19 protein-coding genes and 1 tRNA gene are annotated in these 26097 nt (G+C 60.8%); 7 read left to right on the top strand and 13 right to left on the bottom strand.

The features are described 5' to 3' along the window. Positions 1-4: 4 nt before the first annotated feature. The 3 genes from R8L07_17790 to R8L07_17780 all read right to left on the bottom strand — a co-directional run bounded on the left by R8L07_17790 (position 5) and on the right by R8L07_17780 (position 4181). Positions 5-2008, bottom strand: coding sequence for an ABC transporter permease subunit (locus tag R8L07_17790; protein ID MDW3207393.1), 2004 nt, complete (start codon positions 2006-2008; stop codon positions 5-7). Next, positions 2005-3039, bottom strand: a complete 1035-nt coding sequence (locus R8L07_17785; protein MDW3207392.1) for a betaine/proline/choline family ABC transporter ATP-binding protein — start codon at positions 3037-3039, stop codon at positions 2005-2007. The genes R8L07_17790 and R8L07_17785 overlap by 4 nt, the downstream gene beginning before the upstream one ends. A gap of 188 nt (positions 3040-3227) precedes the next feature. Next, positions 3228-4181 (bottom strand): ABC transporter substrate-binding protein, encoded by a 954-nt coding sequence (locus tag R8L07_17780; protein ID MDW3207391.1) that lies wholly within the window; start codon positions 4179-4181, stop codon positions 3228-3230. A 264-nt stretch (positions 4182-4445) separates the two neighbouring features. Between R8L07_17780 and R8L07_17775 the strand changes: the two genes are divergently transcribed. Together R8L07_17775 and R8L07_17770 are read left to right on the top strand one after the other, a co-directional pair. Next, on the top strand, positions 4446-5213 hold the full coding sequence (locus R8L07_17775; protein MDW3207390.1) for a DeoR/GlpR family DNA-binding transcription regulator: 768 nt from the start codon (positions 4446-4448) through the stop codon (positions 5211-5213). Between the two features lie 7 nt (positions 5214-5220). Next, complete coding sequence (locus tag R8L07_17770) at positions 5221-6003, top strand: inositol monophosphatase family protein (GenBank protein ID MDW3207389.1); 783 nt, start codon at positions 5221-5223, stop codon at positions 6001-6003. 45 nt (positions 6004-6048) lie between these two features. On the opposite strand, the gene R8L07_17765 is transcribed toward R8L07_17770, so the two are convergent. After that, positions 6049-7026, bottom strand: coding sequence for a GlxA family transcriptional regulator (locus R8L07_17765; GenBank protein ID MDW3207388.1), 978 nt, complete (start codon positions 7024-7026; stop codon positions 6049-6051). Between the two features lie 92 nt (positions 7027-7118). Between R8L07_17765 and R8L07_17760 the strand changes: the two genes are divergently transcribed. Then, complete coding sequence (locus tag R8L07_17760) at positions 7119-7904, top strand: hypothetical protein (GenBank protein ID MDW3207387.1); 786 nt, start codon at positions 7119-7121, stop codon at positions 7902-7904. A gap of 2 nt (positions 7905-7906) precedes the next feature. Beyond that, positions 7907-8440, top strand: coding sequence for an SRPBCC domain-containing protein (locus R8L07_17755; protein ID MDW3207386.1), 534 nt, complete (start codon positions 7907-7909; stop codon positions 8438-8440). Positions 8441-8507: 67 nt separating this feature from the next. On the opposite strand, the gene R8L07_17750 is transcribed toward R8L07_17755, so the two are convergent. From R8L07_17750 to R8L07_17740, 3 genes are all read right to left on the bottom strand, one after another. Next, the gene (locus tag R8L07_17750; GenBank protein ID MDW3207385.1) at positions 8508-12947 is read right to left on the bottom strand and encodes a translocation/assembly module TamB domain-containing protein; all 4440 of its coding nucleotides are present in this window, start codon (positions 12945-12947) and stop codon (positions 8508-8510) included. Beyond that, a complete protein-coding gene (locus tag R8L07_17745; protein ID MDW3207384.1) occupies positions 12947-14746 on the bottom strand; it encodes a BamA/TamA family outer membrane protein in 1800 nt (599 codons plus the stop codon). Before R8L07_17745 ends, R8L07_17750 begins: the two co-directional genes overlap by 1 nt. Before the next feature lie 356 nt (positions 14747-15102). Beyond that, positions 15103-17394 carry an arginine/lysine/ornithine decarboxylase gene (locus R8L07_17740; GenBank protein MDW3207383.1) on the bottom strand — a complete coding sequence of 764 codons (2292 nt, stop codon included), beginning with the start codon at positions 17392-17394 and terminating at the stop codon, positions 15103-15105. 356 nt (positions 17395-17750) lie between these two features. Here R8L07_17740 and R8L07_17735 point away from each other — a divergent pair, with 356 nt between their 5' ends. Then, positions 17751-18296 carry a GFA family protein gene (locus tag R8L07_17735; GenBank protein MDW3207382.1) on the top strand — a complete coding sequence of 182 codons (546 nt, stop codon included), beginning with the start codon at positions 17751-17753 and terminating at the stop codon, positions 18294-18296. 191 nt (positions 18297-18487) lie between these two features. Further along, entirely contained in the window at positions 18488-19819 is a 1332-nt protein-coding gene (locus R8L07_17730; protein ID MDW3207381.1) for a mechanosensitive ion channel, read from the top strand. A gap of 128 nt (positions 19820-19947) precedes the next feature. Here R8L07_17730 and R8L07_17725 read toward each other — a convergent pair. After that, positions 19948-20022: transfer RNA gene (locus R8L07_17725), tRNA-Asn, on the bottom strand. A gap of 252 nt (positions 20023-20274) precedes the next feature. Between R8L07_17725 and R8L07_17720 the strand changes: the two genes are divergently transcribed. Next, on the top strand, positions 20275-21015 hold the full coding sequence (locus R8L07_17720) for a protein phosphatase CheZ (protein ID MDW3207380.1): 741 nt from the start codon (positions 20275-20277) through the stop codon (positions 21013-21015). A gap of 74 nt (positions 21016-21089) precedes the next feature. Here R8L07_17720 and R8L07_17715 read toward each other — a convergent pair whose 3' ends face one another. The 5 genes from R8L07_17715 to ccoG are packed head-to-tail and all read right to left on the bottom strand — an operon-like array spanning position 21090 to position 26026. Next, complete coding sequence (locus tag R8L07_17715; protein MDW3207379.1) at positions 21090-21461, bottom strand: helix-turn-helix transcriptional regulator; 372 nt, start codon at positions 21459-21461, stop codon at positions 21090-21092. A 50-nt stretch (positions 21462-21511) separates the two neighbouring features. Next, positions 21512-21679: a cbb3-type cytochrome oxidase assembly protein CcoS gene (gene ccoS / locus R8L07_17710; protein ID MDW3207378.1), complete on the bottom strand. Its 168-nt coding sequence runs from the start codon at positions 21677-21679 to the stop codon at positions 21512-21514. Continuing rightward, on the bottom strand, positions 21676-24012 hold the full coding sequence (locus tag R8L07_17705) for a heavy metal translocating P-type ATPase (GenBank protein MDW3207377.1): 2337 nt from the start codon (positions 24010-24012) through the stop codon (positions 21676-21678). Before R8L07_17705 ends, ccoS begins: the two co-directional genes overlap by 4 nt. Further along, positions 24009-24530 carry a FixH family protein gene (locus R8L07_17700; protein ID MDW3207376.1) on the bottom strand — a complete coding sequence of 174 codons (522 nt, stop codon included), beginning with the start codon at positions 24528-24530 and terminating at the stop codon, positions 24009-24011. The genes R8L07_17705 and R8L07_17700 overlap by 4 nt, the downstream gene beginning before the upstream one ends. Then, positions 24527-26026, bottom strand: a complete 1500-nt coding sequence (gene ccoG / locus R8L07_17695) for a cytochrome c oxidase accessory protein CcoG (protein MDW3207375.1) — start codon at positions 26024-26026, stop codon at positions 24527-24529. Before ccoG ends, R8L07_17700 begins: the two co-directional genes overlap by 4 nt. Positions 26027-26097: the final 71 nt, after the last annotated feature.

Here is a 26097-nt window from a genome sequence, read left to right as displayed (position 1 = left end):
CATCTCAGTTCAACCCCAGCCGTTTCCGGGCCCGGACAGCACCGGCGGAGATCAGCCGGTCGGCAATGATGGCAATGAAGGCAACGGACAGGCCCGCCACGACCCCGCGCCCGGTATCCGCCTTGGTCAGGGCGATGTAGACTTCCTGGCCCAGGTCCCGCGTACCGACCAGGGCGGTAATCACCAGCATCGACAGGGCCAACATGATGGTCTGATTGATGCCCAACATGATTTCCGGCATGGCCAACGGCAGCTTGATGCGGGTCAGCAATTGGCGACGCGTGCAGCCGGACACGATCCCAGCCTCCAGAAGTTCCGGCGGAATCGAACGGATACCGTGCGAGGCATAACGGACCGCCGGTGCCAGGGCATAGAGGATCACGGCAATCATCGCCGAGAAATCCCCGACCCGGAACAGCATCACCACGGGTATCAGATAGACGAAACTGGGCAGCGTCTGAAGCGTATCGATCCCGGCCTGAACAACGCGATTTGCGCGGTCGTTCTGGGCAGAGAGAATTCCCAGCGGAATGCCGATCAGACAGGCGATGACGACGGAAACGCCGCAGAGATAGACGGTGATCATCGCCTTCGCCCAAAGACCGTTGCTCAGGATAAAGGCGGTCAGTGCAAAGCACAGGCAGGCGAGGCGGAGGCCGCCCAGCTGCCACCCCGCCAGCGTGAGGATGAACAAGACCCAGGGCCAGGGCAGTTCTAGCAGAAGCCTTTTGACCGGCACCATGAAGTGGATCAGGGCAAAGGTCTTCACCGCTTCGATCTGATCGAAGAAGTTGACGTTCAACCAGCCGACCAGATCCTCCCAGATCTTTCCGGTCGTGATCTGGGCCGCTTCCGGATAGCTTTGAACCGCCGGCGCGATCAGTCCCAGAAGCCCTGTTCCCACGATCACCGCGACACAGGTCGTCAGCCAGGGGTGGCGTTTCAGGAATCCCCGGTTGTCCTCGCTATGGGCGGGCGATGCGCGGCTGACCATGGCCTGGCTCAACCGGTCCAGGGCGATGGCCAGCACCACGATCGCAACGCCGGATTCCAGCCCGCCGCCAATATCCAACCGGCGCAGGGATGTCAGGACATCGTAGCCAAGGCCCCCTGCCCCGATCATGGAGGCAATGATGACCATGTTCAGCGACAGCATGATGACCTGGTTCACGCCGACCATGAGGCCCGGAAGCGCCGTCGGGATCAGAACGCGCCATAGTCGCTGCCGTTCCGTGCAGCCGGCCATTCGGCTGAATTCGTCGATCTCCGCCGGGACCGCCCGCAACGCCAGTGTCGTGACCCGGACCATCGGCGGCATGGCATAGATCACCGTGGCGACCAGCGCGGAAACCGGGCCGAACCCGAAGAGAAACAGGATCGGCACCAGATAGGCGAAGACCGGGACGGTCTGCATCAGGTCCAGAATCGGCGTCAGAATTCGGTCCAGCCAGCGCCACTTGAAGCCCGCCACGCCCAGTCCGAGACCGCCCGCAACCCCGAAGGGAACCGCGATGAGAATGGAGGCCAGCGTGACCATCGCACTTTCCCATTCCCCGAATGCCGCGAGGTAGAGAAAGCAGGCGCCGACGAAGCCGGCCAGAATCCAACTGCCGGCCCACCGACCGATTGCGACGACAACGGCAATCACGGCGACCCAGCTGAGCGGCGGCAGTATCTGGACCGCCTCGTTGCCGACCCCGAATACCAGACCGTCGATCAGGAGGCCGCGCATGAACGCGTAAGGCACCTCGATCAGCCAGGCGATCCCGCGGGTCAGGTCGACGAAGCTGAAGAGCCCGAATCCCGCATCCTCAACCAACCAGGCCATGAAACGGCTGATGTCGTCCTTTATGGGGAATGTCAGATCCCGCGGAAACTTGATCAGCCATTTTGCGTCCAGGGCGGCCGCCAGATCCTTGCCATACTGCCCCAGCAGTATCGAGGCCGCGAGAATGGCAAGCCAGAAGGCCGCCTTTCTGGAAATGCTATAGGACCCGAGCGAGATCATTTTGCCGGCACCCGACCGACAAGGACGTCGATCACCTGCTGACGCTCGATATAGCCGATCCGACTGCCATTGCCGTCTTCGACGGCCATGGGACCGTCGGCCGACTCCACGCGATCGGCAATGTCCTCGATCCGGTCGGAGGCCTTGACGGAACCGGCGATCGTGCCTTTCGGTTCCCCGTCCCGGGCCAGGGACCCGGCGGTCAGAACCTTGGCACGCGGTATATGCCGCGTGAACTCGGCGACATAGTCTGTCGCCGGATTGAGGACCAGTTCCTCCGGCGACGCGATCTGGATGACCTCTCCGTCCTTCATGATGGCGATCCGGTCGGCCAGTCGGATCGCTTCGTCAAAGTCATGCGTGATAAAGACGATGGTTTTGCGCAGCAGGTTCTGCAGGCGCAGAAACTCGTCCTGCATCTCTCTCCGGATCAGCGGATCAAGGGCCGAAAACGGCTCGTCGAGGAACCACAATTCGGGATTGACCGCCAGGGAGCGCGCGATGCCCACCCGCTGCTGCTGACCGCCGGACAATTCCCGCGGATAATAGGATTCGCGCCCTTTCAGGCCGACCAGTTCGATGACCTCATGGGCCGCCTTCTCGCGCTCCGCCCTCGAAATCCCCTGAACATCCAGAGGAAAGGCCACATTCTGCAGGACCGTGAGATGGGGCAGCAGCGCGAAATGCTGAAACACCATGCCCATCTTGTGACGGCGAATGTCGATCATCTCGCGTTCGTCGGCGCGCAGTAGGTCGCGGCCGTCGAAGAGGATCTCCCCCGCTGTCGGCTCGATCAGCCGCGACAGACACCGCACCAGGGTCGACTTTCCGGAACCGGACAGTCCCATGATGACGAAAATCTCGCCTTCGCGAATTTCCAGATTGGCGTTTCGGACCGCCCCGATCAGACCGGCCTGCTCGATCTCGGCCATTCCGGGATTGCCCCGGGTCTGTGCCATCACACGTTCGGCACCATTGCCAAAGAGCTTCCAGACATTGTGGCAGGCGAGCTTGACCGGCGAATGTTCCATGACGACCCCGTACGCCGAGACGGCGATATGGCACCCGGTTCCCGCGCAGCCGTGATCCTGCGCGCCGGGCAGCAACGTTTCAGACAGTTCCGATTATACAGAGACGCTTAAAACAGCTCTCGAAGAAAGGCACCGGCCGTCGCCATCGAAACTCAGACAACGACGGCCGGGCAAGGAGACATCACACCTTACTGGCCGATCCAACCCTTCCAAGTCGCTTCATTGGCCTTGACCCAATCGGCAACGACCGCGTCCAGGTCACGCCCTTCCAGGTCGATCTGGGCGATCATGCCCGCCATCTCGTCATTGGAGATCGTGAAGTTCTTGATTGCAGCATGGGCGCCCGGCCACTTGTCCTTCACGCCGGCCCAGGCAACTTTCCAGATCGGGCCGCGCGGCTTGCCGCAGTCATAGGCCATGTCCTCGTTGCTGCCCCAGGACGGGTCATTGTAACACTCGGCCGTGTATTCCGGGAACTCGATCCACTCGCCCTCATACTTGATCTGCGCCCAGTGCGGCGCATAGACCCAAAGCAGGATCGGCGCCTTGCGCTGATAGGCGGATTCCAGTTCGGCAAACAGCGCCGCATCGGTTCCCGCGTGGACGACTTCATAATCCAGTTCCAGCGCCTCGACACGTTCATCGTCGAACCCGCCCCAGGTCACCGGCGCGCCCAGATAGCGGCCCATCGGCGCCGTTTCAGGCGTTGAGAAGACCTCCGCACAATCGTTCAGGGCCTCCCAGTTTGGCAGGCCGGGGCAGAGTTCCTTCATGTAGGAGGGATACCACCACTCCTCGACCGCCAGCATGCCGGTCTCGCCAAGATTTTCCACCTTGCCCGTGGCCGTGGCCTCATCCATCGCCTCGCGGCCTGTGGTTTCCCACATTTCCATCGCGACATGAAGGTCGCCGGTCTTCAGACCCGCAAACTGCGCGATGTAGTCCGCCTGGACATACTCGACATTGTAGCCGGCATTCTGGAGAACGGACCCCATGATCTTCGTCGTGACCAGCTGACCCGTCCAGTCATGCAGGGTGAGCTTGATCGGGTCCTTGGACTCCACTTCGGCCTGCGCAGCGGTCGCTAGACCGATGCTTGCGACGACCGCAAAGGCCGTCCCCAGTAGTCTGCTTCTTTTCATTGATCCCAGTTCCTGTTCCGTCGGTTCAAGCCATGGCCGCCGACTATCGGCAACGATGGACCATCATTGTTATGCGTTACAGGCGGGAATTTTTTGAGAGAAACACACAAATGTCAACAAACGATGTGACTTTTTGTGTGTTTTTGTGGTTCGATATTGCTAATCAGGATCGTGTTCCGGATATTCCGGCCGCCCTAAGGCAGCGTCAGGAAATCCTGAAACTTCGGAGAACGCCCCTTGACGGTTCATTCAACGCACCGAGAAATGGAAATACTCGAGGAACTGAAAATCCTAGGTTCCTGTCGGATTCAGGATCTGGCCCGACGGCTGGACGTGTCCGAGGAAACCATCCGCCGTAATGTCCGAAGTCTGGCCGAACAGGGCATCGTCCGGAAGGTTCATGGCGGGGTCTACCTGGCCGAAGCCGTCCAGGAACCGACTTTCAGCCAGCGGATGAACGTCAACCCGAATGCGAAACGGCAGGTGGCAGAGGCGGTCGCTGCGCGAATCCGAAACGGGGATTCGCTGATTCTGGATATCGGCTCGACCACGGCCTTTGTCGCGCGCGCCCTGCGCAATCACCATGACCTGTTCGTGGTCACTAACTCCATTGCGGTAGCCCAGAGCCTGGCGACGCGGAACAACAACCGCGTGTTCATGGCGGGGGGCGAGCTTCGGCCCCATGATGCGGGCGCCTTCGGCCGGGAGGCGATAAATTTCGTCCGGCAGTTCAATGTCCAGCACGCGATCCTGTCCGCGGCCGCCATCGACGCCACGACAGGCTTCATGCTTTTCGACATGCAGGAGGCTGAGTTTTCGCGGGAGATCATGCGTCGGTCGAACCATGTTCTGGTCGCCGCCGATTCCAGCAAGTTCGGGGGCCTGGCCCCGATCCGGATTGCGCCGCCGGAGGATGTCGATCTGCTGATCACCGACGCCGCCCCGCCAGCCGACCTGCAGGATTTCCTGAAACAGGCAAATGTCGCCGTCGAAATCGCCAGCGACGTCCCTGCCCCCGATATGTCGGAGTAACCGGTACATGTCTCTTTCCCGTGACGACTTTCTGAATGTCAGTCTGGAGATTCTGCATGCCGCGAAAGAACCGGCGCTGCGATATTTCCGAACCGCGCTGCAGGTCAGCGACAAGGCCGACGAGAGCCCCGTCACCGTCGGCGACCGGGAGACGGAGAAAACCCTGAGGGCGGAAATCAAACGGCGATTTCCGGATCATGGGGTGATCGGTGAGGAGTTCGGGTCGGACAATACCGATGCGGAGTATGTCTGGATCGTGGACCCGATCGACGGAACCAAGTCCTTCATCTCCGGCATGCCCCTGTTCGGAACGCTTCTGGGGCTCCTGCATCAGGGACGTCCGATCGTTGGCACAATCGGCATGCCTGCCCTGGGTGAAGACTTTGCCGGGGCGGTCAACGGTCATTCCGTCATGAATGACAAGATCATTTCCTGCCGCGCGACGAAGAACCTTAACGCCGCCTTCGTCTCCTGCAACGAACTGCCAAGTCTGATCACGACGCATCCGCGGCTGGTTTCGGAACTGACCAGCCAGGCGCGCTACCTGCGGCCATCCAACGATTGCTATCCCTATGCCCAGCTTGCCGCGGGCTGGGTCGACGCGGTCGTGGATTGCAACCTTCAGCCCTATGACTATTTGCCCCTGGTTGGCGTCATCGAAGGCGCCGGCGGTGTCATCACCGACTGGTCCGGGGCGCCTCTCACCCTGCATTCGGATGGCCGCGTCATCGCTGCAGCGACGGCAGAACTCCATGCGGAAATGGTTGCCCTCTTCGAAAAGGTAACCTGACCGCAACGCCGGCGCCCCGGATCGTATAGTCTCGGCGCCCTCCCGTCAGACGGCTTGCGAAAGGTCACGGTCCTTGCCGTGGAGTAGCCTGTAATCCGCCGGGGACATGCCGAAATTCGCCGCGAAGGCTGCCCGAAAACCCGAAGTCGAGCCGTAGCCGACCGCGGCTGCGGCTTCCTTCACGCTCTTGCCCTGCTCCATCAGCGATTTCGACTGGTCCAGCCGAAGTCTCTCGAAGAACACGCCCGGCGAGACGCCGGTGGAGGTTCGGAATTTCCGTGAAAAGGATCGCTCCGACATGCCGCAATATTCGGCCATGTCCCGAATGGTCAGCTTCTTCCCGCAATTTGACGTCAACCAGCCGATCAGATCATCGAATCGTCCGCAACCGGCGCTCTGCGCATCGAGAATGCTGCTGAACTGGGCCTGATTGCCGGACCGGTGGCTCAGGATGACAAGGTGCCGCGCGATCCGGTTCCGAACCGGCAGACCGTGATCGCGCGCGACCATTGCCAGACTCATGTCGATTCCGGCGGTCACTCCCGCCGATGTCCATACCTTTCCCGATTCGACATAGATCGACTGCGGGTCCACGCGTACGGTCGGAAACATTTCCGCAAACTGGGCGCAGGCTTCCCAATGGGTGGCTGCTTCCCGCCCGTCCAGCAGACCGGCCGCAGCCAGCAGAAACGAACCCGTGCAGACCGATCCGAACCGTTTGGCCGACGGACACGCGGTCCGCAGCCATTCCAGCATGCCTGCCGCCTGCAGGGCCTGCGGCACAACGCTTTTCTCCGCGCCGACCACAAGCACGGTGTCTGTCCCGGAAACCTCAATCTGGTCGAAAGGAAGACTGATGATCTCGACACCGCTCATGGATCGCACTGACCCGCCGAGTTGGGACACGGGAACCACGCGGTAAACCGACTGTTGGGTCACGAGGTTGGCCCCGTTGAAGACCGACGCGGGGCCTGCAAGGTCCAACAGTTCGAAACCGTCATAGACGAGTATCAGAATGCGCATCTCAGCCATCTTGGCAGAATAATGGCGCAAACTGTCATTTCCGCCAACATGCAGATTTCCGAAACTTTCTTCGGGTGAATGGAAGTGGGGAGATGGCAATCATGGTACAGGTGATCGACTACGTGTTTTCTCCAACAGTGGAAGGCTGGCAGGCGCTTGCCGTTCTGGAAGAAAGCGGCGTTGCCTATCGCATCGTCCTTCCGGATCGGGATCAAGCATTCCGACGATCCCACGATTGCAGCGTCCGGCATGTCGGCGCCCTGCCGGCAATCCGGGTGCTGCACGGCCCGGCGCGATTTACCCAGTTCGAGGACCTGGAGCCGATCTGCCTCTATCTGGCGGAGCATGCCGCACATCTGTCGATTGATCGCAACAGGTGCCACGGCGGCCTCCTCGAATGGATGCTCAAGGTCCCGGGGGAGCAACGCAAACCCTGCCTGGATTGGATCGACTGCGCCCTGAGCCACGGGGGCACACTGGAGTTCGCCTCGATAGAGATGTGGCGACAGAACCTGCTGGCGGTTTCACGGATCGACGAAGCCACCTGCCACCAGCCATATCTCACGGGATCATTCTCGATTGTCGACTTGCTGGTGTTTCCCTGGGTCGCGTCCGTTCTCGCGGCCCACGGGATGTCAGTCCCCTGCCCCCATGCAAAGGAATGGGTTCACAGAATCCGGTCACGGCCGGCGGTCGAGCGCAGCCTTGCATCGTTTCGCGACGCTGGACGTCACTGTGAAATCGCCGCGCATGACCGCGACCGCGTCGTTCTGGGGCTGATCGCTGGTCATCTCGGGCATGTCGCTCGTCACAAACATTCGGATGAAGTAGCCAATGAGAGCTTCCATCGGGCAGCAAATCAAAGACTTACGGGGTAACGATGACACAAAAGCGCATGGTACGGATCAAGGCTAAACCGATTTTTCGGTTGCGATGGCTGCTCCTCCTGGCGGCAACGATGGTCGTGGCGGCCTGCGCCGTGAAGGATATCGAGATCAAGACCAGCCTTGAGATCGACGCGCCACCCGAGACGGTTTGGGAAATTCTGACCCGGTTCGACGAGTACGGCGCCTGGAACCCCTATCACACGGCGGTCCTGGGGGACCTGGCCCCCAATGAACCCATCGACATTCACGTCGTCCGGCCCGACGGAAAAGCGCTTGTCGTGCACGCCGTGATTCAGCAGGTGTCACCAAACCGCCAACTTGTCTGGGGTGGCGGTATTCCCATCATCTTTGAAGGAATGCACGTCTTCAAGCTGACGCCGACCACCGGTGGCGGGACGCTGCTGGAGCAGAATGAAACCTTTTCCGGCGTGATCATTCCATTCCTGGATCTGCCGCCCGATGTCATCGAGCAGGGTTACAGAAGCGTGAACGAAGCCGTTCGTCAGCGCGCCTCTGAACTACGGTGATGTGATCCGGCGCCCTCGTGCAGATGCTGAGACTCGCCCTACTGGCGAGAGCGTGAGCATCCGGAATTCAATAATCCCATTTGAACTGAACGCCTGTGTTGCTGTCGGTGGTGCCGCTTTCCGTGTTCACCGAAATGTTCGGTGTGATCTCGACTTCGACTTCAACGCTGCCTGATCCTGGTGCTGTGCCCTGCTTGGCGCCGACATAAACGCCGTCGGAGATATACCGGCCCGCCCTGACTGCAGGCCCCGATTCCCCCGCATCAACTTGCAGGACATCGACCCCGACAATACGCCGAATGGCCCCCAGAAAATCGGGACCTCCTCCCCCCCCGGACAGTTCTGCGGCGGACACCGCCAACTGCGCCGCCTCCAGCGCACTCAACCGGCCGGTGGACTTGCCGAACAACAGTCGGCTCAAGATCTCGTCACGCGGCATGACAGGTTCGGATTCAAGAATGATCTCCGGGTTGGACGCCGGTCCGGTCAGACGTGCAATCACCGTCAGATTGTCCGATGTCTCCGCAACGCCACGAATGTTCAGGAGCGGATCGATTGGATCGCCGCCAGAAAAACGGATCGCCGAGTCACGGAGTTGAAACGTTCTTCCCAATACGTCGAAGCGCCCCCGTCGCGCGGTCAGGACGCCATTGATACGCGGTGAGATTTCATCACCGGTAACATGCAAGTCGCCGGCCCATTCGGAATCGACGCCGCGCCCCCGCACGAACAATTGCCCCGGAATACGGAGCTTTATGTCCAGGTTCAGGACAGCAGTTTCCGCTTTCCGGGCGGCAGGCTCTTGTGGCGAGGACGATTGGGTTTCGACGTCCAACGTTGGGATGCTGGGGGGAAGCGCCGCAGCCAGGTTCACTTCGCCGCGGGTCAGCGTCAGGTCTCCTTCAAGCGCCGCCGTCGATCGATCCGAACCACCGAACAGGCGCAGGGAAGTATCCGCGCCGAGTGTCATGGCATCGGTCCTGACGAACTGGAAGTTCCTGGCCGTGACAGACAGTTCCGAGGCCTCGAGCGGGGAAAGCACGGAGACTCGCCCTTGCACCTCCAGTCGTCCCGCTTCGAGGTCACTCGCCTCGAGATTCGCGATCTCGATGGCCGGACCGACAAGGTTGATCTGGCCGACCAGATCCCGGAGGGCCGTTCCGAACTCGAGATGCTCGTACTGGATGCCTTGCAAGGATACAGATCCAGCGATCTCTGGAGCCGTCGCGGGTCCGGAGGCGGTTGCGGCGACAACCATCGTCCCGGAAGCAGAATGCTCCGCCAACGGAAGGTACGGCATCAGGGCTTCCAGCTTGATCCGGGCATCGACCTTGCCGTCCAGCGGTGCGTCCTCGCTCAATGTCAGCGCACGATCCAAAAGCGAGAGCTCAACCGGCAGGCCGGCATTGACGGTGAAGGCTTCGATTCCCGGGCCTTCCGCGTTCATGCCGACGGAAACGCGTCCCCCGGACAGTTGTCCGTCTATCGACAGGGCGAGCGAGTCCGGCGTCTCCAATCCCGGGACGGAAATGTCATTCAGTTGCGCGGTAACCTTTGCTGTTGCAGGCTGGGATTCCGACTGCAACGCGGTCAACTGCGCATTGAGCCGTCCCGAAATCTCCGGAACGCCGATCAAGGCGGACAGGGTTCCGACCTCCAGATTCCTGATGTCGAGACCGATCCGGGCCCGAGCTGGACCGGTCTCACCACGGAATGCCACCGTGCCCCCCAAGGCCGAAAAATCAGCTATTACATCCGCTGGCATGCCGTCCTCAATCGAGATGGAAGCCGGCGCGACCAGCGCGATTTCGGTTCCGGCGAGCCCCAGGCGGGCGGCATCGAGTCTGATCTGGCCTTTCGGATCATCGATCCCGATGACTTGCGCGGAAGCCTCCGCCTCGAACCGAGAGGGCGCCCCGTCCGGCGACAGAACCGACTGGTCACCGGTCGCGGCGAGATCGAGGTTGAAATTCGAAAGGGCCCCACGCGCTGTAACGCGCATGTCATCCACGGCGGCGTTCCCGGTACGAAGACCGGAAATATTGGCGAGGAACTCAAGACCGGAAACCGCCAATGCATCCCTTACCGAGCCTTCGAAGGCCAGACGGGACAGTGTCATTCGGCTCTCAGGCCCATCGACAGATGCGACCAGGTCTTCGGCGGTGCCATTGATTGTGAGGTTCTGACGACCGTCGTCGGATCTCGACACCACAACTTCTGATCGGATGCGTGCCGATTCAACATCGACTCCGAATGCGGCGGCCAGAGCGGCGGGGTTATCCAGGACCAGATCGAACCGGCCCTGCACGGGCAATTCGTAGTTCTGAAGCTCGGCGCTTCCGTTGACCGAAAAACCCGTTCCAAGCAAGGCGAGCCGGTCAAGCCGCAGAATTTCCGGCTGTAACGACGCAGCGGCTTCCGCATTGAACCCGATACCGTATGCCGACCAGCCCGCAGCCACATCGATCTTCGGTACAGCACCGTCCCATGCAAGCGCCACCGCGGCCTCACCATTCTTGAACGGAACGCCATAGGCAGTGCCCCCGATGCCCTTCATGCGGGCTTTGACGGCAGGCGCGGAGACGCTTCCTTCGAGATTGACCGACATGACGAGGCGCCGCTTGTCGAAGACGATCTCGTCCGGTGTCGGCACGCTGGCGCCATCGATTTCGACTTCAATGGATGCCTCAACCGTATCGAAAGTCGACGCCACGGATGCTTCCCCAATGACGGTAACCCAGGCCGTGTCGAAAGTCAGTTCAGTGATCTGCAACCCGGTCTCAGGTCCAAAGCGCAGCCTGCCAGTTCCTGTCGGGTTCCCCCCCAACATGGCTTCCAGTTCAGGCGGCCCGATGGCCAACCGCGAGGTTTCCATTGAGAATGCGGCTTCGAGAGTACCGTCCAGCGACAGGATGGCATTCGAGAAGACAACAGAAAGAGCACCGGAAACAGGCTCCCCGACAAGGGCCCTCAATCTGTTCAAGTCCTTCACAGAAACCTGCGCAACCGGGAAGATGACACGGTCGCCTTCAAGTTCAGCGGACGTATCCAAATCGACGCCCAAAGCCGGAAGGCGCAGGCGGATATCATTCGCGCGTGCCAGATCGCCTGCCATCAACGCATCCACGGTCATGCCGGGCGTCGTTCCGACCGCCTCCACAAGGCCCGGTACGGAGGACGCAAAGCCCGTCGTCTCTACCGCCAGAGACAAGGCAATCCCGTCCCCCTGCCCTTCAATCGCGGAGAAGGTCAGGGACATGGTTTTCGCATTGCCGAACTCGGTCGCCACGTTCCGAAGGGTCGCGACGCCCTCGACATCCGGCCTCTCCATGCTCCCGGACACCCGAAGGTCCACAAGCGTCTCCGCGACCGATACACTCTCATCCAGAAAAGCGCCGGACGCGGGCGTCAGATCAGCCGCCAGTTTCAGGTCGACGGTTTCGGCGTCCAGATCGACCGTCCCAACCGCTTCAAGAGCCGCAAGGTCGGGCTTGCGGAGGGTCATGCGCTCTACTGCAACGATATCATCGGGCTCAAGTCGGGCGAAGAAAGAGACCTCGAACTCACCCGGCAGAGGCGGCGACAGGTCCAGGAAGTTCTGCCTCGGAAATGCAAGCGTCCCGGAAAAGTCGATGGCGGGATTCCCTGCCAGAACGTCCAACAACGCGATGTCGCCGTTCAGAACTCCGACATCATCCATTCGAAACGACATGGACCCGCGCCAGTGGCTCGCAGGTCCGGTGCCCTGGATTTCCAATCGGGCCGGACTATTGATTTCATTCGGCAGGCCTACCGTTTTCGCGACAAGGCCATCCGGTGCGATCTCTGACATGACCTCGATCGACAGGTCAGGCTGTTTCAAATCTCCGGCAAATGAAAACGACGCGTCCAGTCGATCCACGGACAGGCCTGCGCGGCTCGCCTCCAAGGATACCGCCCCTTTCGGCAGACCGTTCGACAAGGTTTCCAGTTTACCCAGGACGCTTGCCTCGAAGGCCTCTTCACCGTCCAGCGCCAAACGAATCATTGGAAAGTCCAGTTGCTCGACAGAAATTGCGACGGGAAGATCGAATTCGATTCCCCCCGCCTCCGCCTCATCGACAGTCCCGGCCATCTGGGTTGAGAGGCTGACATCAAGCGCTTCTCCCGACAGCCGGACGATTTCCAGGTTTCCGGAGAACAGGGACAGGGGGCGCCAGTCGAGCGCCACGCCCCGCGCGTCGATACCCACGGTCGACGGTACTTCGATCTGAAGCTGCTCGATCCGCAACCCGTCCAGCAGCGACCCGGAGACCGTGTCGACGGAAAGTGTCACGTCGAACCGATCCTTGAGTTCTGGTGCGACGACCGCAACGGCGGTCGACAGGCCACCGGATGTCCCCAAGACCCAGAACATCAGCCCCGCGATAGCACCGACCGACACCAGCCCGGTACAGAGCAGCAGTACCATCGCGTATCGGACGACGTGAGCTACCTTTCCTGTCTGATTGTGACCGGTATCCGCCATCAGAAGGCCTGCCCCAGACTGACATATAGCTGGAAGGGATCGTCGATATTCTCCCGCTGATCGATGGGTACCGCCACGTCGAAGCGTATGGGACCGAACTCCGTGAAGTACCGGACACCGATACCGGCCCCCCAGCGTAGATCAAACTCGGCCAATGGCGGAACGTCCTCCAGGTAGACATTTCCGGCTTCCACGAAGGGTACTATTCCGAACTCTTCAGTGACCTTGAAGCGTAGCTCCGCGCCGAACTCCAGTATCGATCGTCCGCCGATCGGATCCAGAGAGCCGTCCAAAGGACCCAATCTCTGGAAGCCATATCCCCGAACCGATCCACCGCCACCGGCGTAGAACCGTTTGCTGGCCGGTACATCCGCCAGCTCCGTCCCCAGAATGGCGCCAATCTTTGCACGTCCGGCGAGAACGAAGTCGCCATCACCATCGATCTGAAGATATCTCGACCCGACGACGGCCGCGCTCACGAAGGGATCCGCCGATGACATCACGTCCTGGTAGGGGGACAATGCGAGATCGAGACGCCCGCCGCGGGTCGGATTCAAGAGATTGTCTGTGCTGTCCCGTTTGAGATTCCCCCTGACACCCAAGAGAACGACCTCAGACTCGCTGACCGTGTCAGATTCCTGACTGATCAGATCCAAGGTCGGACCTATCGTGGCAGACCATGTTTCCGACAGGCGTCGCTCGACGCCGACGAAGGCCTCGGCGCGCCGTTCGTCGAATGCATCGCTTGTAACTTCCTTGAAGTCACCTTGCGTAAGGAACGCCTGGTCATCCTGCAGGAAATACGGCTTTCGAAACGTGACATCGACACCACGCTCGATGGGGGACAGGATCAGGGCACTGCGGAAACGCTCCGCCTGACCGAACAGATTCCGATGCTCCCAGAATGCGCGCGCCGTCGGGCCGATGCTCGTCGAATAGCTCGCCCCGAACCCGAGGGACCTGTGCGGACGTTCCTGTACCGTGACGCGAATATCCGTCGATACCGGGCTGTCATCGCTGGAGGTTTCCGAAAAGCCATCGGTTACCGGCGCGACGACGGCGCTCTCGAACAAGCCTGTCTGAACCAGCTTTCTTTGAAAATCTTCAACCAGACTTACATCGTAGTCCTGTCCAGGCTGCCACGTGATCTGCTGTTCCACATAAGCTGTTTCGACCTGCTCCAGACCGTTGAAGAGTGCAGCGCCGAATATGGCCTTCGGGCCACGCTGGACCCTATAGGTCACCCGCATCGTGTGTCGTTCGGGTACGATCGTGGTGGTACGGTCCGTGACCTTGGCAATCGGGTGTCCGTTTCGACGATAATGCCTTTCCAGTGATGTTTGTCCGACGAGAACCGATTGCGCCGTTGCTGGCGCCCCCAGATCCAATCCCAGTTCCGTCAGCAAGGAATCGGACGCATCGTCGGGGGCCTCTCCATCGGCCGCGATCAACACTTCCTCAATTAGAAAGAGCGTCCCGGGTTCGATCCGGAAGACGGCGACAACGTCCGAACCGTCGGCCCCCGCTCTCTCAAGCCGATAGCTCACATCGGCCTGATAATACCCGCGAGACCGGAGCAATCGAACGAACCTCTCGACATCCTGTTCCAGCCGACGATTCAGGGCCGGACGCGTGCGCGGCGGGTTGTCCGACAGACTGACCGATAGACTGACTTCTCTCAGAGGGGCCTCGAATTCGGCCAGGACAGCATCTTCGGCATCGAAACGAAGGGTGTAGGGAATTGGCGCGTCGTCCTTGGAGAAGACCGGTGAAACCCAGAGCGCGGCCTGTACCAACACCAGGAGGACGCCCCAGAGGAGCGCGGGAACGAGCCGACGCCGGATTGCTGACACCTGAAGCCGTTCGTGCAAATAAGCGCTCCCAAGTTGGAAATGCGTCCGAAATCGCCCATAGGCCGGTACCGGGCGGCGTCACGGCGAAACACCGACCCCACTAACTTAACCGCAGTGAAGAACCCGTGGCCGCCAGTTGCAACGCAACAATTATGGCAAAATCCAGCACAATCCAACGCCGTTTGACAGGATTTTCCCGCCGACTGACCCGCCGGTATCCAAGGTCGTTGCAGCCATAGTGCGAATATCAACAAGGCGGCGATACGGGGTGTTCAATCGCCCACCGTCATAGGGCCATCCGGTCAGCCGGCCACGCAATCCGCGAAATACGCCACCGTGCCGTCAGGGCGCCTCTCCTGAACGAGCCCATGAATATCCACCTCAAACCCGGGGCATTCCTGGGAAAACGCGCGATTGAACTGAAGGTATTCCACGATCCTTCGATTGAACTTCTCGCCGGGAATCAGAAGAGGAATGCCGGGCGGGTACGGGGTGATGAGATTTGTCGTGATCCGCCCTTCGAGTTCGTCAATCGGCACGCGCTCGGTCTCCCCCCGCGCGATCTGGGAAAATGCGGCGCCCGGGTTCATCGCCGGTGTCAGGTCGCTGAGATACATCTCGGTAGAAAGCACCGCGACGTCATGCTTTGCGTAAAGCTGATGGACATGATCACACAGATCGCGCAACCCCATGCGCTGGTAACGCGGATGCTTGGCGCAGAACTCCGGCATGCAGCGCCACATGGGCTGATTGCGCGCATGATCGTCCTTGAACTGCTGCAGCGCCGTCAGCAGCGTGTTCCACCGCCCCTTGGTGATCCCGATCGTGAACATGATGAAGAAGCTGTAGAGACCCGTCTTTTCGACCACCACGCCATGTTCCGCCAGATACTTGCTGACCATCGAGGCCGGTATCCCCCAGTCCTCGAAATGGCCGTCCAGTTTCAAACCTGGCGTTATGATCGTGGCCTTGATCGGGTCCAGAAGATTGAAATTCGGCGCAATTTCGCCGAATCCATGCCAGGAATCCTGCTCGGCGGTGGCCCGGGCACTGCCTGAATCCGTCCGGTTCAGCACCCAATCGTCCGTGACACCGAGACCTTCCTCGGCCAATCCCTCAGGCCCCCAGACCTGGAACCACCAGTCGTCCGCGCCGAACTCCTCGTCGACCTTCCGCATCGCACGGCGGAAATCCAGGGCTTCATAGATGCTTTCCTCGACCAGCGCCGTACCGCCGGGTGGCTCCATCATGGCGGCGGCCACGTCGCAACTGGCGATGATGCTGTATTGCGGGCTGGTGCTGATATGCATCAGGTACGCTTCATTGAAGCGATGCCGGTCCAGCCCAACCCCTTGGGAATCCTGCACCAGCACGTGACTGGCCTGACTGATTCCGGCCAGGAGCTTGTGGACCGATTGCGTCGCATAGGTCATCGAATGCTTCATCCGCGGCCGCTTGCGGCCCATGGAATGATAGGTCTGATAGAACGGGTGAAATGCCGCATGCGGCAGCCAGGCCTCGTCGAAATGCAGATTGTCGACATAACCGTCGAGAAGTCCCTTGATGACCTCGGTATTGTACAACACACCGTCATAAGTCGATTGGGTCAGCGTGAGAATCCGCGGCCTGACAGTGTCCGGGTCCACCCCTTCCAGAAGCGGGTTGGCACGGATCTTTGCCTTGATCGATGCCGGTTCGAACTCGGCCTTGGGGATCGGGCCGATGATGCCGTGATGATTGCGTGTCGGCTTCAGAAACACCGGTACCGCGCCCGTCATGATGATCGAGTGCAGGATCGACTTATGGCAGTTCCGGTCCACGACCACGACATCGCCGGGCGCCACCGTATGGTGCCAGACCATCTTGTTGGAGGTCGACGTGCCGTTGGTGACGAAGAAGCAGTGATCCGCGTTGAATATCCGCGCCGCGTTCCTTTCGGAATCGCCGATCGCACCATTGTGATCCAGAAGCTGACCCAGTTCCTCGACCGCATTGCAGACATCGGCGCGAAGCATGTTTTCGCCATAGAACTGGTGGTACATCTGCCCGATCGGACTTTTCAGAAAGGCGACCCCGCCGGAATGCCCGGGGCAGTGCCACGAATAGGATCCGTCTTCGGCATAATCCAGCAGCGCCTTGAAGAAGGGCGGCTGAATCCCCTCGATATAACCCTTCGCCTCGCGAATGATATGCCGTGCAACGAATTCCGGCGTATCCTCGAACATGTGAATGAAGCCGTGCAATTCGCGCAGAATGTCGTTCGGAATATGACGGCTGGTCTTGGTTTCACCATAGACGTAGATCGGGACTTCGGTGTTCTTCCACCGGACCTCTTCGATGAAGCTTCTCAGATTTTCGATGGCGGGGTCGATTTCGGGGCCCGGTGTAAATTCCTCATCATCGATGGACAGGACAAAGGCGCTGGCCCTCGACTGCTGTTGCGCGAATTTCGACAGGTCGCCGTAACTCGTGGCCCCCAGGACCTCGAACCCCTCGTCTTCAATCGCCTGCGCAATCGCCCTGATGCCGGAACCCGACGAATTCTCGGACCGAAAGTCCTCGTCGATGATCACAATCGGAAAACGAAACTTCATGGTGCTTCCCCTGCTGACGGGACTACCAGCCGGAAAGCCCAACCTGTTCACCCGTCTCTACCGAAATACATCCTGCCACGGTTCGAACAGCGTTGCCGCACCATTCGAATTGCCGACGACTTGGCATGCCGACCCGAAATCCCAAGGTCGCTGTTAAGCGCAATCCATCGGACATGAAGCGCAATGAGGCTCCACTCCACCGAAAAAGCGACGTCGGATCGCGATCCTCCGGAAACATTATAGACCGAGACCAAGAGCGTCACGGCCTGTCCCACGGATTGCTCTGCAATCGGATACATTCTTCATGTTGATTTTGGAGACGAACTTGAGCTGGGGGACGAAGGGGCCACGCTCCAATGTCTAGAGGAGCGACGAGATTTGAGTTGTGCAACCAATCGCGTCCCGTTCATTCTCGAACCGAGCTTCAGCCAAAACGATCCGGCGGGTGCGACCACCACTGCGAGTCCGTATCAAACGACTACGAGCATGTTGTTATGACCCCTACCACAGCCGGATCCTGTCTGTGCGGAACTGTAAAATTTCAGATCTCCGGTGATTTTGAGAGCTTCTTTCTCTGTCACTGCAAGCGTTGTCGAAAGGACACGGGGTCCGCGCATGCGGCCAATCTGTTCTCATCGACAGCCACGGTAGACTGGCTTTCCGGGCTCGATTTCGTCCAGACCTATCGGGTTCCGGAGACAAGGCACGAGAAGAGTTTCTGCCTCAGATGCGGATCGGCTCTTCCGAGTGTTCAGATGGAGGGTGCCTTGGTGGTCGTCCCTGCCGGAAGTATCGATGGCGCGATCGGTATTCGACCTAGTGCCCATATCTGCTTCGCAAGCCGCGCTGAATGGGACTCGGATTCGGAAGAGGTTCCGAAAGTGGATGGCCTTCCAGGCTAAGCTCAGCACCACCGAACAATTGCGGTAGACCGCACCGGTCGGGATGACGCCGTCGCGAGGCAGCGCTGCCGCAGGAATCCGGTTTCCGGAGGCATGGCTGCGTCGGATCGAGCCGCACGCGCCGTTGTGGCTTCCACGCGTCGCCGACGCACGTTAAGATATTGGCCCGAAACGCAATTCGAGAGACCACCGTGCCCGAAGGCCTGATTTGGATTGAATCCGTCCGCGACCTCGTCATTGAGACGCTTACGAGACGGACGTTTTACTACCAGGTCGCCACGATCGCGGTGACGATTTTCGTCGCCTGGATCCTGTCCCGGGCCATCCGGCAGCGCCTCCCCGCCCCGGTCGAGACAGACCCGGGTGACGCGCCCGCCGCGCGTCGAATCGTCGACCGCGTCGGCGCGGCGGCGTACTACACGCGCGAGCTTCTGTTCCCGGCCATGAGCGCGGCCCTCTTGGGTGTCGCCGTCGTCCTCAGTGGGGAGTTCTTCGATCGGACATGGCTGGTCCAGCTTGTCCAGGGCATGAACTTCCTGTCACTCCTCTATGTCATCGCAACAAAGGTCACGCGCGACGGCGCAGTGAAATACTTCACGCTGATCATCCTGGTCCCGATCACGATCCTCTATGCGATCGGCCTTCTCGATGACGCCATTGCCGTCGCGGAGGGAATCAATTTCGACCTTGGCAGCATTTCCGTCACCGCATACGGGATCATCCGGACCGTAATTTTCGGCGCGATCCTGTTTTGGCTCGGCCGCCTTTCAAACGCCACGGGACAGAGTTTCATTCGGCGGCGCGTGACCCATGACGACACCACCCGCGAGCTTGCCCTCAAGAGCTTCCAGATCCTGCTGTTCATGGTCGTCGCGCTGCTGTTCCTGCAGATCGCCGGCATCGACCTCACCGCGCTTGTCGTTGTCGGGGGCGCAATCGGTGTCGGTCTGGGGTTCGGCTTGCAGCAGATCGCCTCAAACTTCATTTCCGGCATCATCATCCTTCTGGACCGGTCGATTGCGATCGGCGATTTCATCGAACTGGAAGACGGCCGGTCCGGCGTCCTGCGTGAACTGAGCATGCGCTCCGCGACCCTCCAGACCTTCGACAACAAGGACATTATGGTCCCGAACGAGCGCTTTATCACCACGGCCTTCGTTAACTGGACCCACTACAACAAGAAGCAGCGCTATCCACTCTATTTCTCAGTCGCTTACGGAACCGATCTGGAGAAACTGTTCGAGATTGTGAGAGACGTCGTGGCGTCCCACCCGCAGGTCCTGTCGGGACCGAACCTGCCGATCGAAGAACGACCGGACGCCGAAATCTCGAGCTTCGGCGATAACGGTATCGAAATTCTCGTCGAATTCTGGATGGAGGGTGTCGACGACGGCAAGAACCGCGTCGGCGCCGATCTGCTGTTCATGATCTGGAAGGCGCTGCAGGAACATCAGATCGAAATCCCCTTCCCGCAGCGCGAAGTCCGCATCGTGAGGCCCGACAGGAAGCCTCCCGCCCGCTGAGTCCGGCAGCCAGGTGCCGATCAGAGGGCGGCATAGCTCAATAAGCGCACCTACCACTCCCTTCGCCTTCAAAATTCGCCCTATGGACAAAGAAAAACGCCGCCCCAGAGGGACGGCGTTCTTTGAATTGGCTCCGCGGGTAGGATTCGAACCTACAGCCGATCGGTTAACAGCCGATTGCTCTACCATTGAGCTACCGCGGATCAGTATGCTCTGCCCGGGTCGGGAGCGACCTGAAATCGCCACCGCCCCGCTGCGAGACGGGCTTATAGCAATCGTTCCCGACGTTGCCAAGACGTGAAAATACCCCAATCGGGCATAATTTTTTTCCGCCGCCGGTTAGGCTTCGTTAAGATTTTGGGACGATAGTACCGCGAGACGAAGGGGGCGTCTTCAGGCATGCTGAGGCGGACCCTGGTCCCGTAACTGGATTCAGCGCTGACGAGAGACCCAACATGCCCCATACGTCTTCCCGAAAGCCTTTCTCGGCCGAACGACGCAGCCGCCCGACCACCGTTTCCGTCTCCGCGGCCGGCGCGGCGCCCGCGGGCGACTTCGGTGCGTTGGTCGAGGAAATAGCCGCCTTGCGCGCGGAAATGAGCGAGATGCGCGCGATGATGGGAGGTTCCGTCCCGGCTTCGACCGCCGGCGGCCCGGAGCACAACGACAAGGAAGACATCAAGGCCGTCCAGGTCGAGATCGCCCAGCTGGTGAAGTCCATCGCCAAGGCGAAGGCGGAAATCGCCGCGATCAAGCATCCCATGGCGGAAGACGACCGCCTGTTGGCCGCATCGAACGAGTTGGACGCCATCGTCCGATCGACCGAAATGGCGACCCACGACATTCTGGAAGCCGCCGAGCAGATCGAGGTCGAGGCCGCCAATCTGGCGGGCCTCTGTCACGACGATCAGGACGTCGTGCATGCGACCGAGCGAATCGTCGCGCAGGTCGTGCGTGTCCTGGAGGCCAGCAACTTCCAGGACATTACCGGTCAGCGCATTACCAAGGTCGTCGAGACCGTGCGGTTCATCGAACAGCGCGTCCTTGCCATGATCGATATCTGGGGCGTCCATGCCTTTGAGGACCTGCCGCTGCCCAACCGCGAGACGGTCGACGAGGACGAGGATCTACTCAACGGTCCGCAACTCGAGAACCAGGGCATTTCACAGGCCGATATCGACGCCCTGTTCGATTGAACGCTTCAAGAGGTTTATCAGGCTGGCGCAGGCAAACCCGGGTCCCCGATCCGCGATCAGAGACCCGTCTGGCGCTACATTGAATCCAGCTGTGCTTCCAGGTCGTCCATCAGCAGCTTGAGTTCATGCACTTTCAGGCGGATGGAATCCAGTTGCGCCCGCGCTGCGACCGCAGGATCTCCGCCATCTTCCGGCGGCGCAAATTCGGCACTGCCGTCAAGCAGCCAGTGGGCACTGACCCCCAGCACCCCGGCCAGCATCACGATGCGGTTCGACCGCGGGTCGCGCGCGGACGTTTCCCATTCGGTTACGGTTTCCGGTGTCACGCCGAGCCGGTGCGCAAGATCCTGTTCGGACCATTCCAGGGCTTCGCGAGCCTGTCTGATCCGTTGACCGATGCCCGTATCCAAATCGTTTCCGGCAGAAGCCGGCTGCGCGCTGCTCATAATCACCTCTCGATTGTTTAACCTGACGGGCCGCCTTCCGCGGGTCCGTCTCAGCGCCGGTGGTCTGGCGCTTCCGCCGGTTCGTCGTCGAACAGGACACGGTGCGCGGCACCGTCCAAGTCGTCGAACTGTCCGGAACGCATCGCCCAGAGAAAACCTCCAAGCCCGCAGACACCGAGGAACAGGGCGATGGGGATGAGATAGAGCAATCCCGTCACGTTTCGACCTCCCTCGACGCGCCGCCCGTCGGGGCGATGCCGGATTCGATGGGTCTTAGCCTATCGGAGCGCCCGGAGACCGTCCACCCCAACCTCAGGGCGTTCAGGATAACAATCACGGATGACGAGGACATTGCGATGGCGGCGATCAGCGGCGTCACGAAACCGGCCACCGCCAGGGGCACCGTCAGCACGTTGTAGACGAAGGCCAGGGCGAAATTCTGCCTTACCAATCGTTCCGCCCGGCGCGCAACGCGCCAGGCCTCCAGTACACCGCCCAGCCGGTCGCCCTGGAACACGATATCCGACGCGGTTCGGCTGATATCGGCGCCTCCGGACGGAGACAGGGACACCAGGGCCGAGGCCAGGGCCGGAGCATCGTTCAAGCCGTCACCGACCATTGCCGGTCGGTGACCGGCGCCGCGCAACGCCTCCAGATAGTCGACCTTCCCGTCCGGCGTCACACGGGCCGACCAGGTTGCGATTCCGAGACGGCGTGCCATGGCGGCGACGACCGGCTCCCGGTCACCGGACAGCAGCCGAACATCCATCCCCGCCTTCTTCAACGCGTCGACGACCGACACGGCATCGGGCCGCGGTGTATCGGCGAAACGGAAGCATATCGGGGCGCGGTCCGGACTCCGGTACCAGATTTCCGGGCCCTCCGCATCCGATGCGGACGGACCATCTTCCGGCAGATCAAGGAAGCGGCGGCTGCCGAGCCGGTGCAGGCCGTCCGTGCCCTGCCATTCCAGGCCGGCACCGGGTATCTCCCGGACATTTTCAGCGGCGACAACCCCGTCCCCCGCTGCAGCGACCAGCGCGCGCGCCAGCGGATGCGCACTGGCCGCCGCGCCCCCGGCCGCCGCACGAAGCATTTCGATATTTCGGTTCGGATCCGGCTGCAGAACCGGGCGTCCGAGCGTGAGGGTTCCGGTCTTGTCGAAGACCACGGTATCGATCTGCGACAGCCGCTCGAGGGCTGATCCGCTTTTCAACAGTATGCCGCGCCACATCAAGCGTGCACAGGCGATGACCTGCACCACCGGGACCGCGAGACCCAACGCACAGGGGCAGGTCACGATCAGGACGGCGATCGCGATCAGCAAACTGTCCTGCCATGCCGCGTCGCCGACAAAGAACCAGCCGCAGAAGGCCGCGAGCGCCAGAAAGTGCACGACAGGCGCATACCAGCGCGATACGGCGTCGGCCAGCCCGACATACCGGGCCCGTCGCTGTTCGGCGGCATCCATCAGCCGCGCAATCTCCGCCAGCAGGGTACCCTCCCCGGCTGCGGTAACCGTCAGTTTCAACGGTGCGCTCAGATTGACTGCGCCGGCATAGACGATATCGCCCGGTTCGACCGTTTCCGGAAGGGTTTCCCCGGTGATCAATTGCGTGTCGATCTCCGACCGTCCCTGCAGGACATGTCCGTCAACGGGGACCCGTTCGCCGGTCGTTACAAGCACGGTCATGCCTTTCGACACCGCCGACGGCGCAAGCGAATGCACGCTGCCATCCGGCGCCACGACGGTCACGGCGACGGCATTCAGTCCGGCAAGCTGTTCCGCCGCCGAACGCGCCCTTCCCCGAGCCCGCCTGTCGAGATAGCGCCCGACCAGCAGGAAGAACAGCAGGGTAACGGCGGAATCGAAATACGCATGCTCCGCGCCGCGCAATGTCTGCAGAACACTCATCCCCGTGGCCAGAACAACGGCGAGCGATATCGGGACATCCATGTTGGTCCGCCCCGCACGCAGGGCCGCAAGCGCGCTGTCAAAGAACGGCCGTCCGGCATAGAGGACGGCGGGAGTCGCAACGAGTGCTGAAATCCAATGCAGCAGGGTCCGGGTCGCCGGCCCCATATCCTGAAAGTTTCCAGCCCAGACCGAAACGGAAAGAAGCATGACATTCGCGGCGGCGAACCCGGCGACCGCCAGTGCCCGCAGCAACCGCCGTTCCTCCAGATCGCGGCCGGCCTTCAATGCCTCCGGATCATAGGGAACGGCCCGATATCCTTGCCGGTCCAGGGTGGCGATCAGTTGCTCCGGCCTTACGGTCGCTTCTTCGTAGACCACCCTCAATCGGCTGCTCGACAGGTTCACGCGCGCCTCACGCACCCCCGCCAATGCCTCGAGGGCCCGCTCGATCGTCGAAATGCAGCCGCCGCAGGTAATGCCTTCCACCATCAGGTGGATGTCCGCAGTGCCATCATCCGAACGCCGAATATAAGGGGCAAGCGGCCCGACCCGGTCGCGCACCGCGGCCTCCCCGTCGGCAGGCAGTTCCGGCAGGATCGGGGCGCAGCAATCGCCTGCCAACAACCCCGTCATTGGAAGGCGTCCGGTTTCAGGAACACCCGCTCGACGGTCTGGTGCGTTTCCGTGCCGAACCAGACAAGACGCCGCACGTTCCACTGCCCGGCAATGGGGATATCGACCGTTGCGCCGTATCGCCCATTCGAAAGTTCCATCAGATCCGTCCGGATATCGACACCGTGATGCGTCGGACGTTCCAGCCGAACCACGACTTTCGCCCCGACAATCGGGGCTGCACCATCATCCGCCAGAGTAACGTCGATACGAAACCGACCGGGCCGATCCGTCGGAAGGATTTTCGAGGCCACGGACCACCCCAAGGCATCCTGCGCCTGAACGTCACGAAGCGTACTGTTGTAGTCAACGCCCTTGAGGTAGTGATTTCGTGTTTCCAGCCCTGTCCAACTGCTGAGGGCAATCCAGATCATGGTCGCATTGGCGGCGATCACGACGGCAAAGAATGCAAAGAACAGCAAGGGAATGCGGCTTCGCTTCACCGCACCGGCGTGATTATCCAGGCTTCCTATGCTCATTCGCTGGGTCCTCGGAATCGGGTTTCGAATTCGCTATCGACGGGATGGCCGAGAATGGAATCCTCATTCGCAACGTTCTCGATGAGAACAAAGCTGAAATCCATCACCTCCCCATCCATTGCCTCAGGCGGCACTGAAATGAAGGCCTTGACCGTTCGCACGCTGTCGGGCCCGACAGACAGCAGGACCGCCTGCTCCTCGAGGTCCCGCCCCTGCAGAGCCAGGGTGAAGTCCTGCAATCCGCGCGCGGTCAGAACAAAGGTTCGGGGCCGCAGCGTCTTGTTGAGGACACGCAGCTTAAAGCCGTTCCGGATTGAGCCATCCTTCAGTGTCACGAAGATCGGGTTGCGATCCGGAATGACGCTGACATCCAGATGCGCACGCGTCGTCAGGGCATAGAGAAAGATCGCTCCGACAAGGGCCATGAGACCGGCATAGATGATCGTCCGCCCCCGCACGAAGCGTCGTCTCACCGGCTTGCCCGCCGACCGGGCATTCTGGCGATTGATGGAATCGTAGGTGATCAGTTCCTGAGGCAGACCGATGCGCGACATGACGGTGTTGCAGGCATCGATGCACAGCGCGCAGCCGATGCATTCTAGCTGATTGCCGTCCCGGATATCGATCCCGGTCGGGCAGACCGCGACACACTGTCCGCAATCGATGCAGTGACCGCGGTCGTCATAGTTGCCGTCCCTGGCCGGCTTGGCCCGCGGCTCTCCGCGCCACCGCTCGTAGGTCACGATCAACGTGTCCTCGTCCAGCATCGACGCCTGGAAACGCGGCCAGGGGCACATATAGGTGCACACCTGTTCCCGCGAATAACCCGCCAGAAGGTAGGTCGTGAGGGTGAACAATCCGATGAAGAACAGTTGATTGCCGGTCAGTTCCAGCGCGAGCACGTCACGGGCCAGTGTCGGTGCGTCGTTGAAATACATGACCCAGGCACCGCCCGTCAGCAGCGCAATCAGCAGCCATGACACATGCTTGGCGCTGCGCTTCCAGAGCTTCTCCATGGACCATTTCGCCTTGTCCAGGCGGATTCGCGCGCCGCGATCCCCTTCGATGAGGCGTTCGACCCACATGTAGAGGTCTGTCCAGACGGTTTGCGGGCAGGCGAAGCCGCACCAGACCCGGCCCAGCAGTGCCGTCGCGAAGAAGAGCCCCACCGCGCCGAGGATCAGGAGTCCGGCGATGTAGTAGACCTCCTGTGGCCAGATTTCGATCCAGAGGAAATACGCCCGGCGGTTCGGCATATCGATCAGGAAAGCCTGATCCGGCGCGCCCGGCCCGCGGTCCCAGCGCAGCCAGGGCGCGATGTAGTAGATCGCGAGAAGCAGGACCAATGCGGCCCATTTCAGTTTCCTGAACCGGCCGTGGACGGTTTTTGGATGAATTTTCTGACGTGCCGCATAGAGCGGCTGATTTTCAGGATCGGGTTCCGGCGGTATCGGGCCGGGATTTGGAACCATCAGATCCTTGGCAACATCCGCCATGACCGGGTTTTCCCATCGCAAACAGTCTTGTTTCCGGGCCGCTGAGACGTGCCCGAGGCTGTTCTACCGAC

The organism is Alphaproteobacteria bacterium (assembly GCA_033344895.1).
Taxonomy (GTDB): Bacteria; Pseudomonadota; Alphaproteobacteria; order UBA8366; family Aestuariispiraceae; genus Pacificispira.
The sequence above is the reverse complement of the archived record's forward strand: the minus strand, read 5'-3'. Positions and strand labels throughout refer to the sequence as shown.

Bases quoted from the DNA above. Each gene is read 5' to 3' on its own strand.
- R8L07_17790 (MDW3207393.1), bottom strand. From the start codon at position 2,008: ATGATCTCGCTCGGGTCCTATAGCATTTCCAGAAAGGCGGCCTTCTGG.
- R8L07_17785 (MDW3207392.1), bottom strand. From the start codon at position 3,039: ATGGAACATTCGCCGGTCAAGCTCGCCTGCCACAATGTCTGGAAGCTC.
- R8L07_17780 (MDW3207391.1), bottom strand. From the start codon at position 4,181: ATGAAAAGAAGCAGACTACTGGGGACGGCCTTTGCGGTCGTCGCAAGC.
- R8L07_17775 (MDW3207390.1), top strand. From the start codon at position 4,446: ATGGAAATACTCGAGGAACTGAAAATCCTAGGTTCCTGTCGGATTCAG.
- R8L07_17770 (MDW3207389.1), top strand. From the start codon at position 5,221: ATGTCTCTTTCCCGTGACGACTTTCTGAATGTCAGTCTGGAGATTCTG.
- R8L07_17765 (MDW3207388.1), bottom strand. From the start codon at position 7,026: ATGCGCATTCTGATACTCGTCTATGACGGTTTCGAACTGTTGGACCTT.
- R8L07_17760 (MDW3207387.1), top strand. From the start codon at position 7,119: ATGGCAATCATGGTACAGGTGATCGACTACGTGTTTTCTCCAACAGTG.
- R8L07_17755 (MDW3207386.1), top strand. From the start codon at position 7,907: ATGACACAAAAGCGCATGGTACGGATCAAGGCTAAACCGATTTTTCGG.
- R8L07_17750 (MDW3207385.1), bottom strand. From the start codon at position 12,947: ATGGCGGATACCGGTCACAATCAGACAGGAAAGGTAGCTCACGTCGTC.
- R8L07_17740 (MDW3207383.1), bottom strand. From the start codon at position 17,394: ATGAAGTTTCGTTTTCCGATTGTGATCATCGACGAGGACTTTCGGTCC.
- R8L07_17735 (MDW3207382.1), top strand. From the start codon at position 17,751: ATGTCTAGAGGAGCGACGAGATTTGAGTTGTGCAACCAATCGCGTCCC.
- R8L07_17720 (MDW3207380.1), top strand. From the start codon at position 20,275: ATGCCCCATACGTCTTCCCGAAAGCCTTTCTCGGCCGAACGACGCAGC.
- R8L07_17715 (MDW3207379.1), bottom strand. From the start codon at position 21,461: ATGAGCAGCGCGCAGCCGGCTTCTGCCGGAAACGATTTGGATACGGGC.
- R8L07_17705 (MDW3207377.1), bottom strand. From the start codon at position 24,012: ATGACGGGGTTGTTGGCAGGCGATTGCTGCGCCCCGATCCTGCCGGAA.
- R8L07_17700 (MDW3207376.1), bottom strand. From the start codon at position 24,530: ATGAGCATAGGAAGCCTGGATAATCACGCCGGTGCGGTGAAGCGAAGC.
- ccoG (MDW3207375.1), bottom strand. From the start codon at position 26,026: ATGGCGGATGTTGCCAAGGATCTGATGGTTCCAAATCCCGGCCCGATA.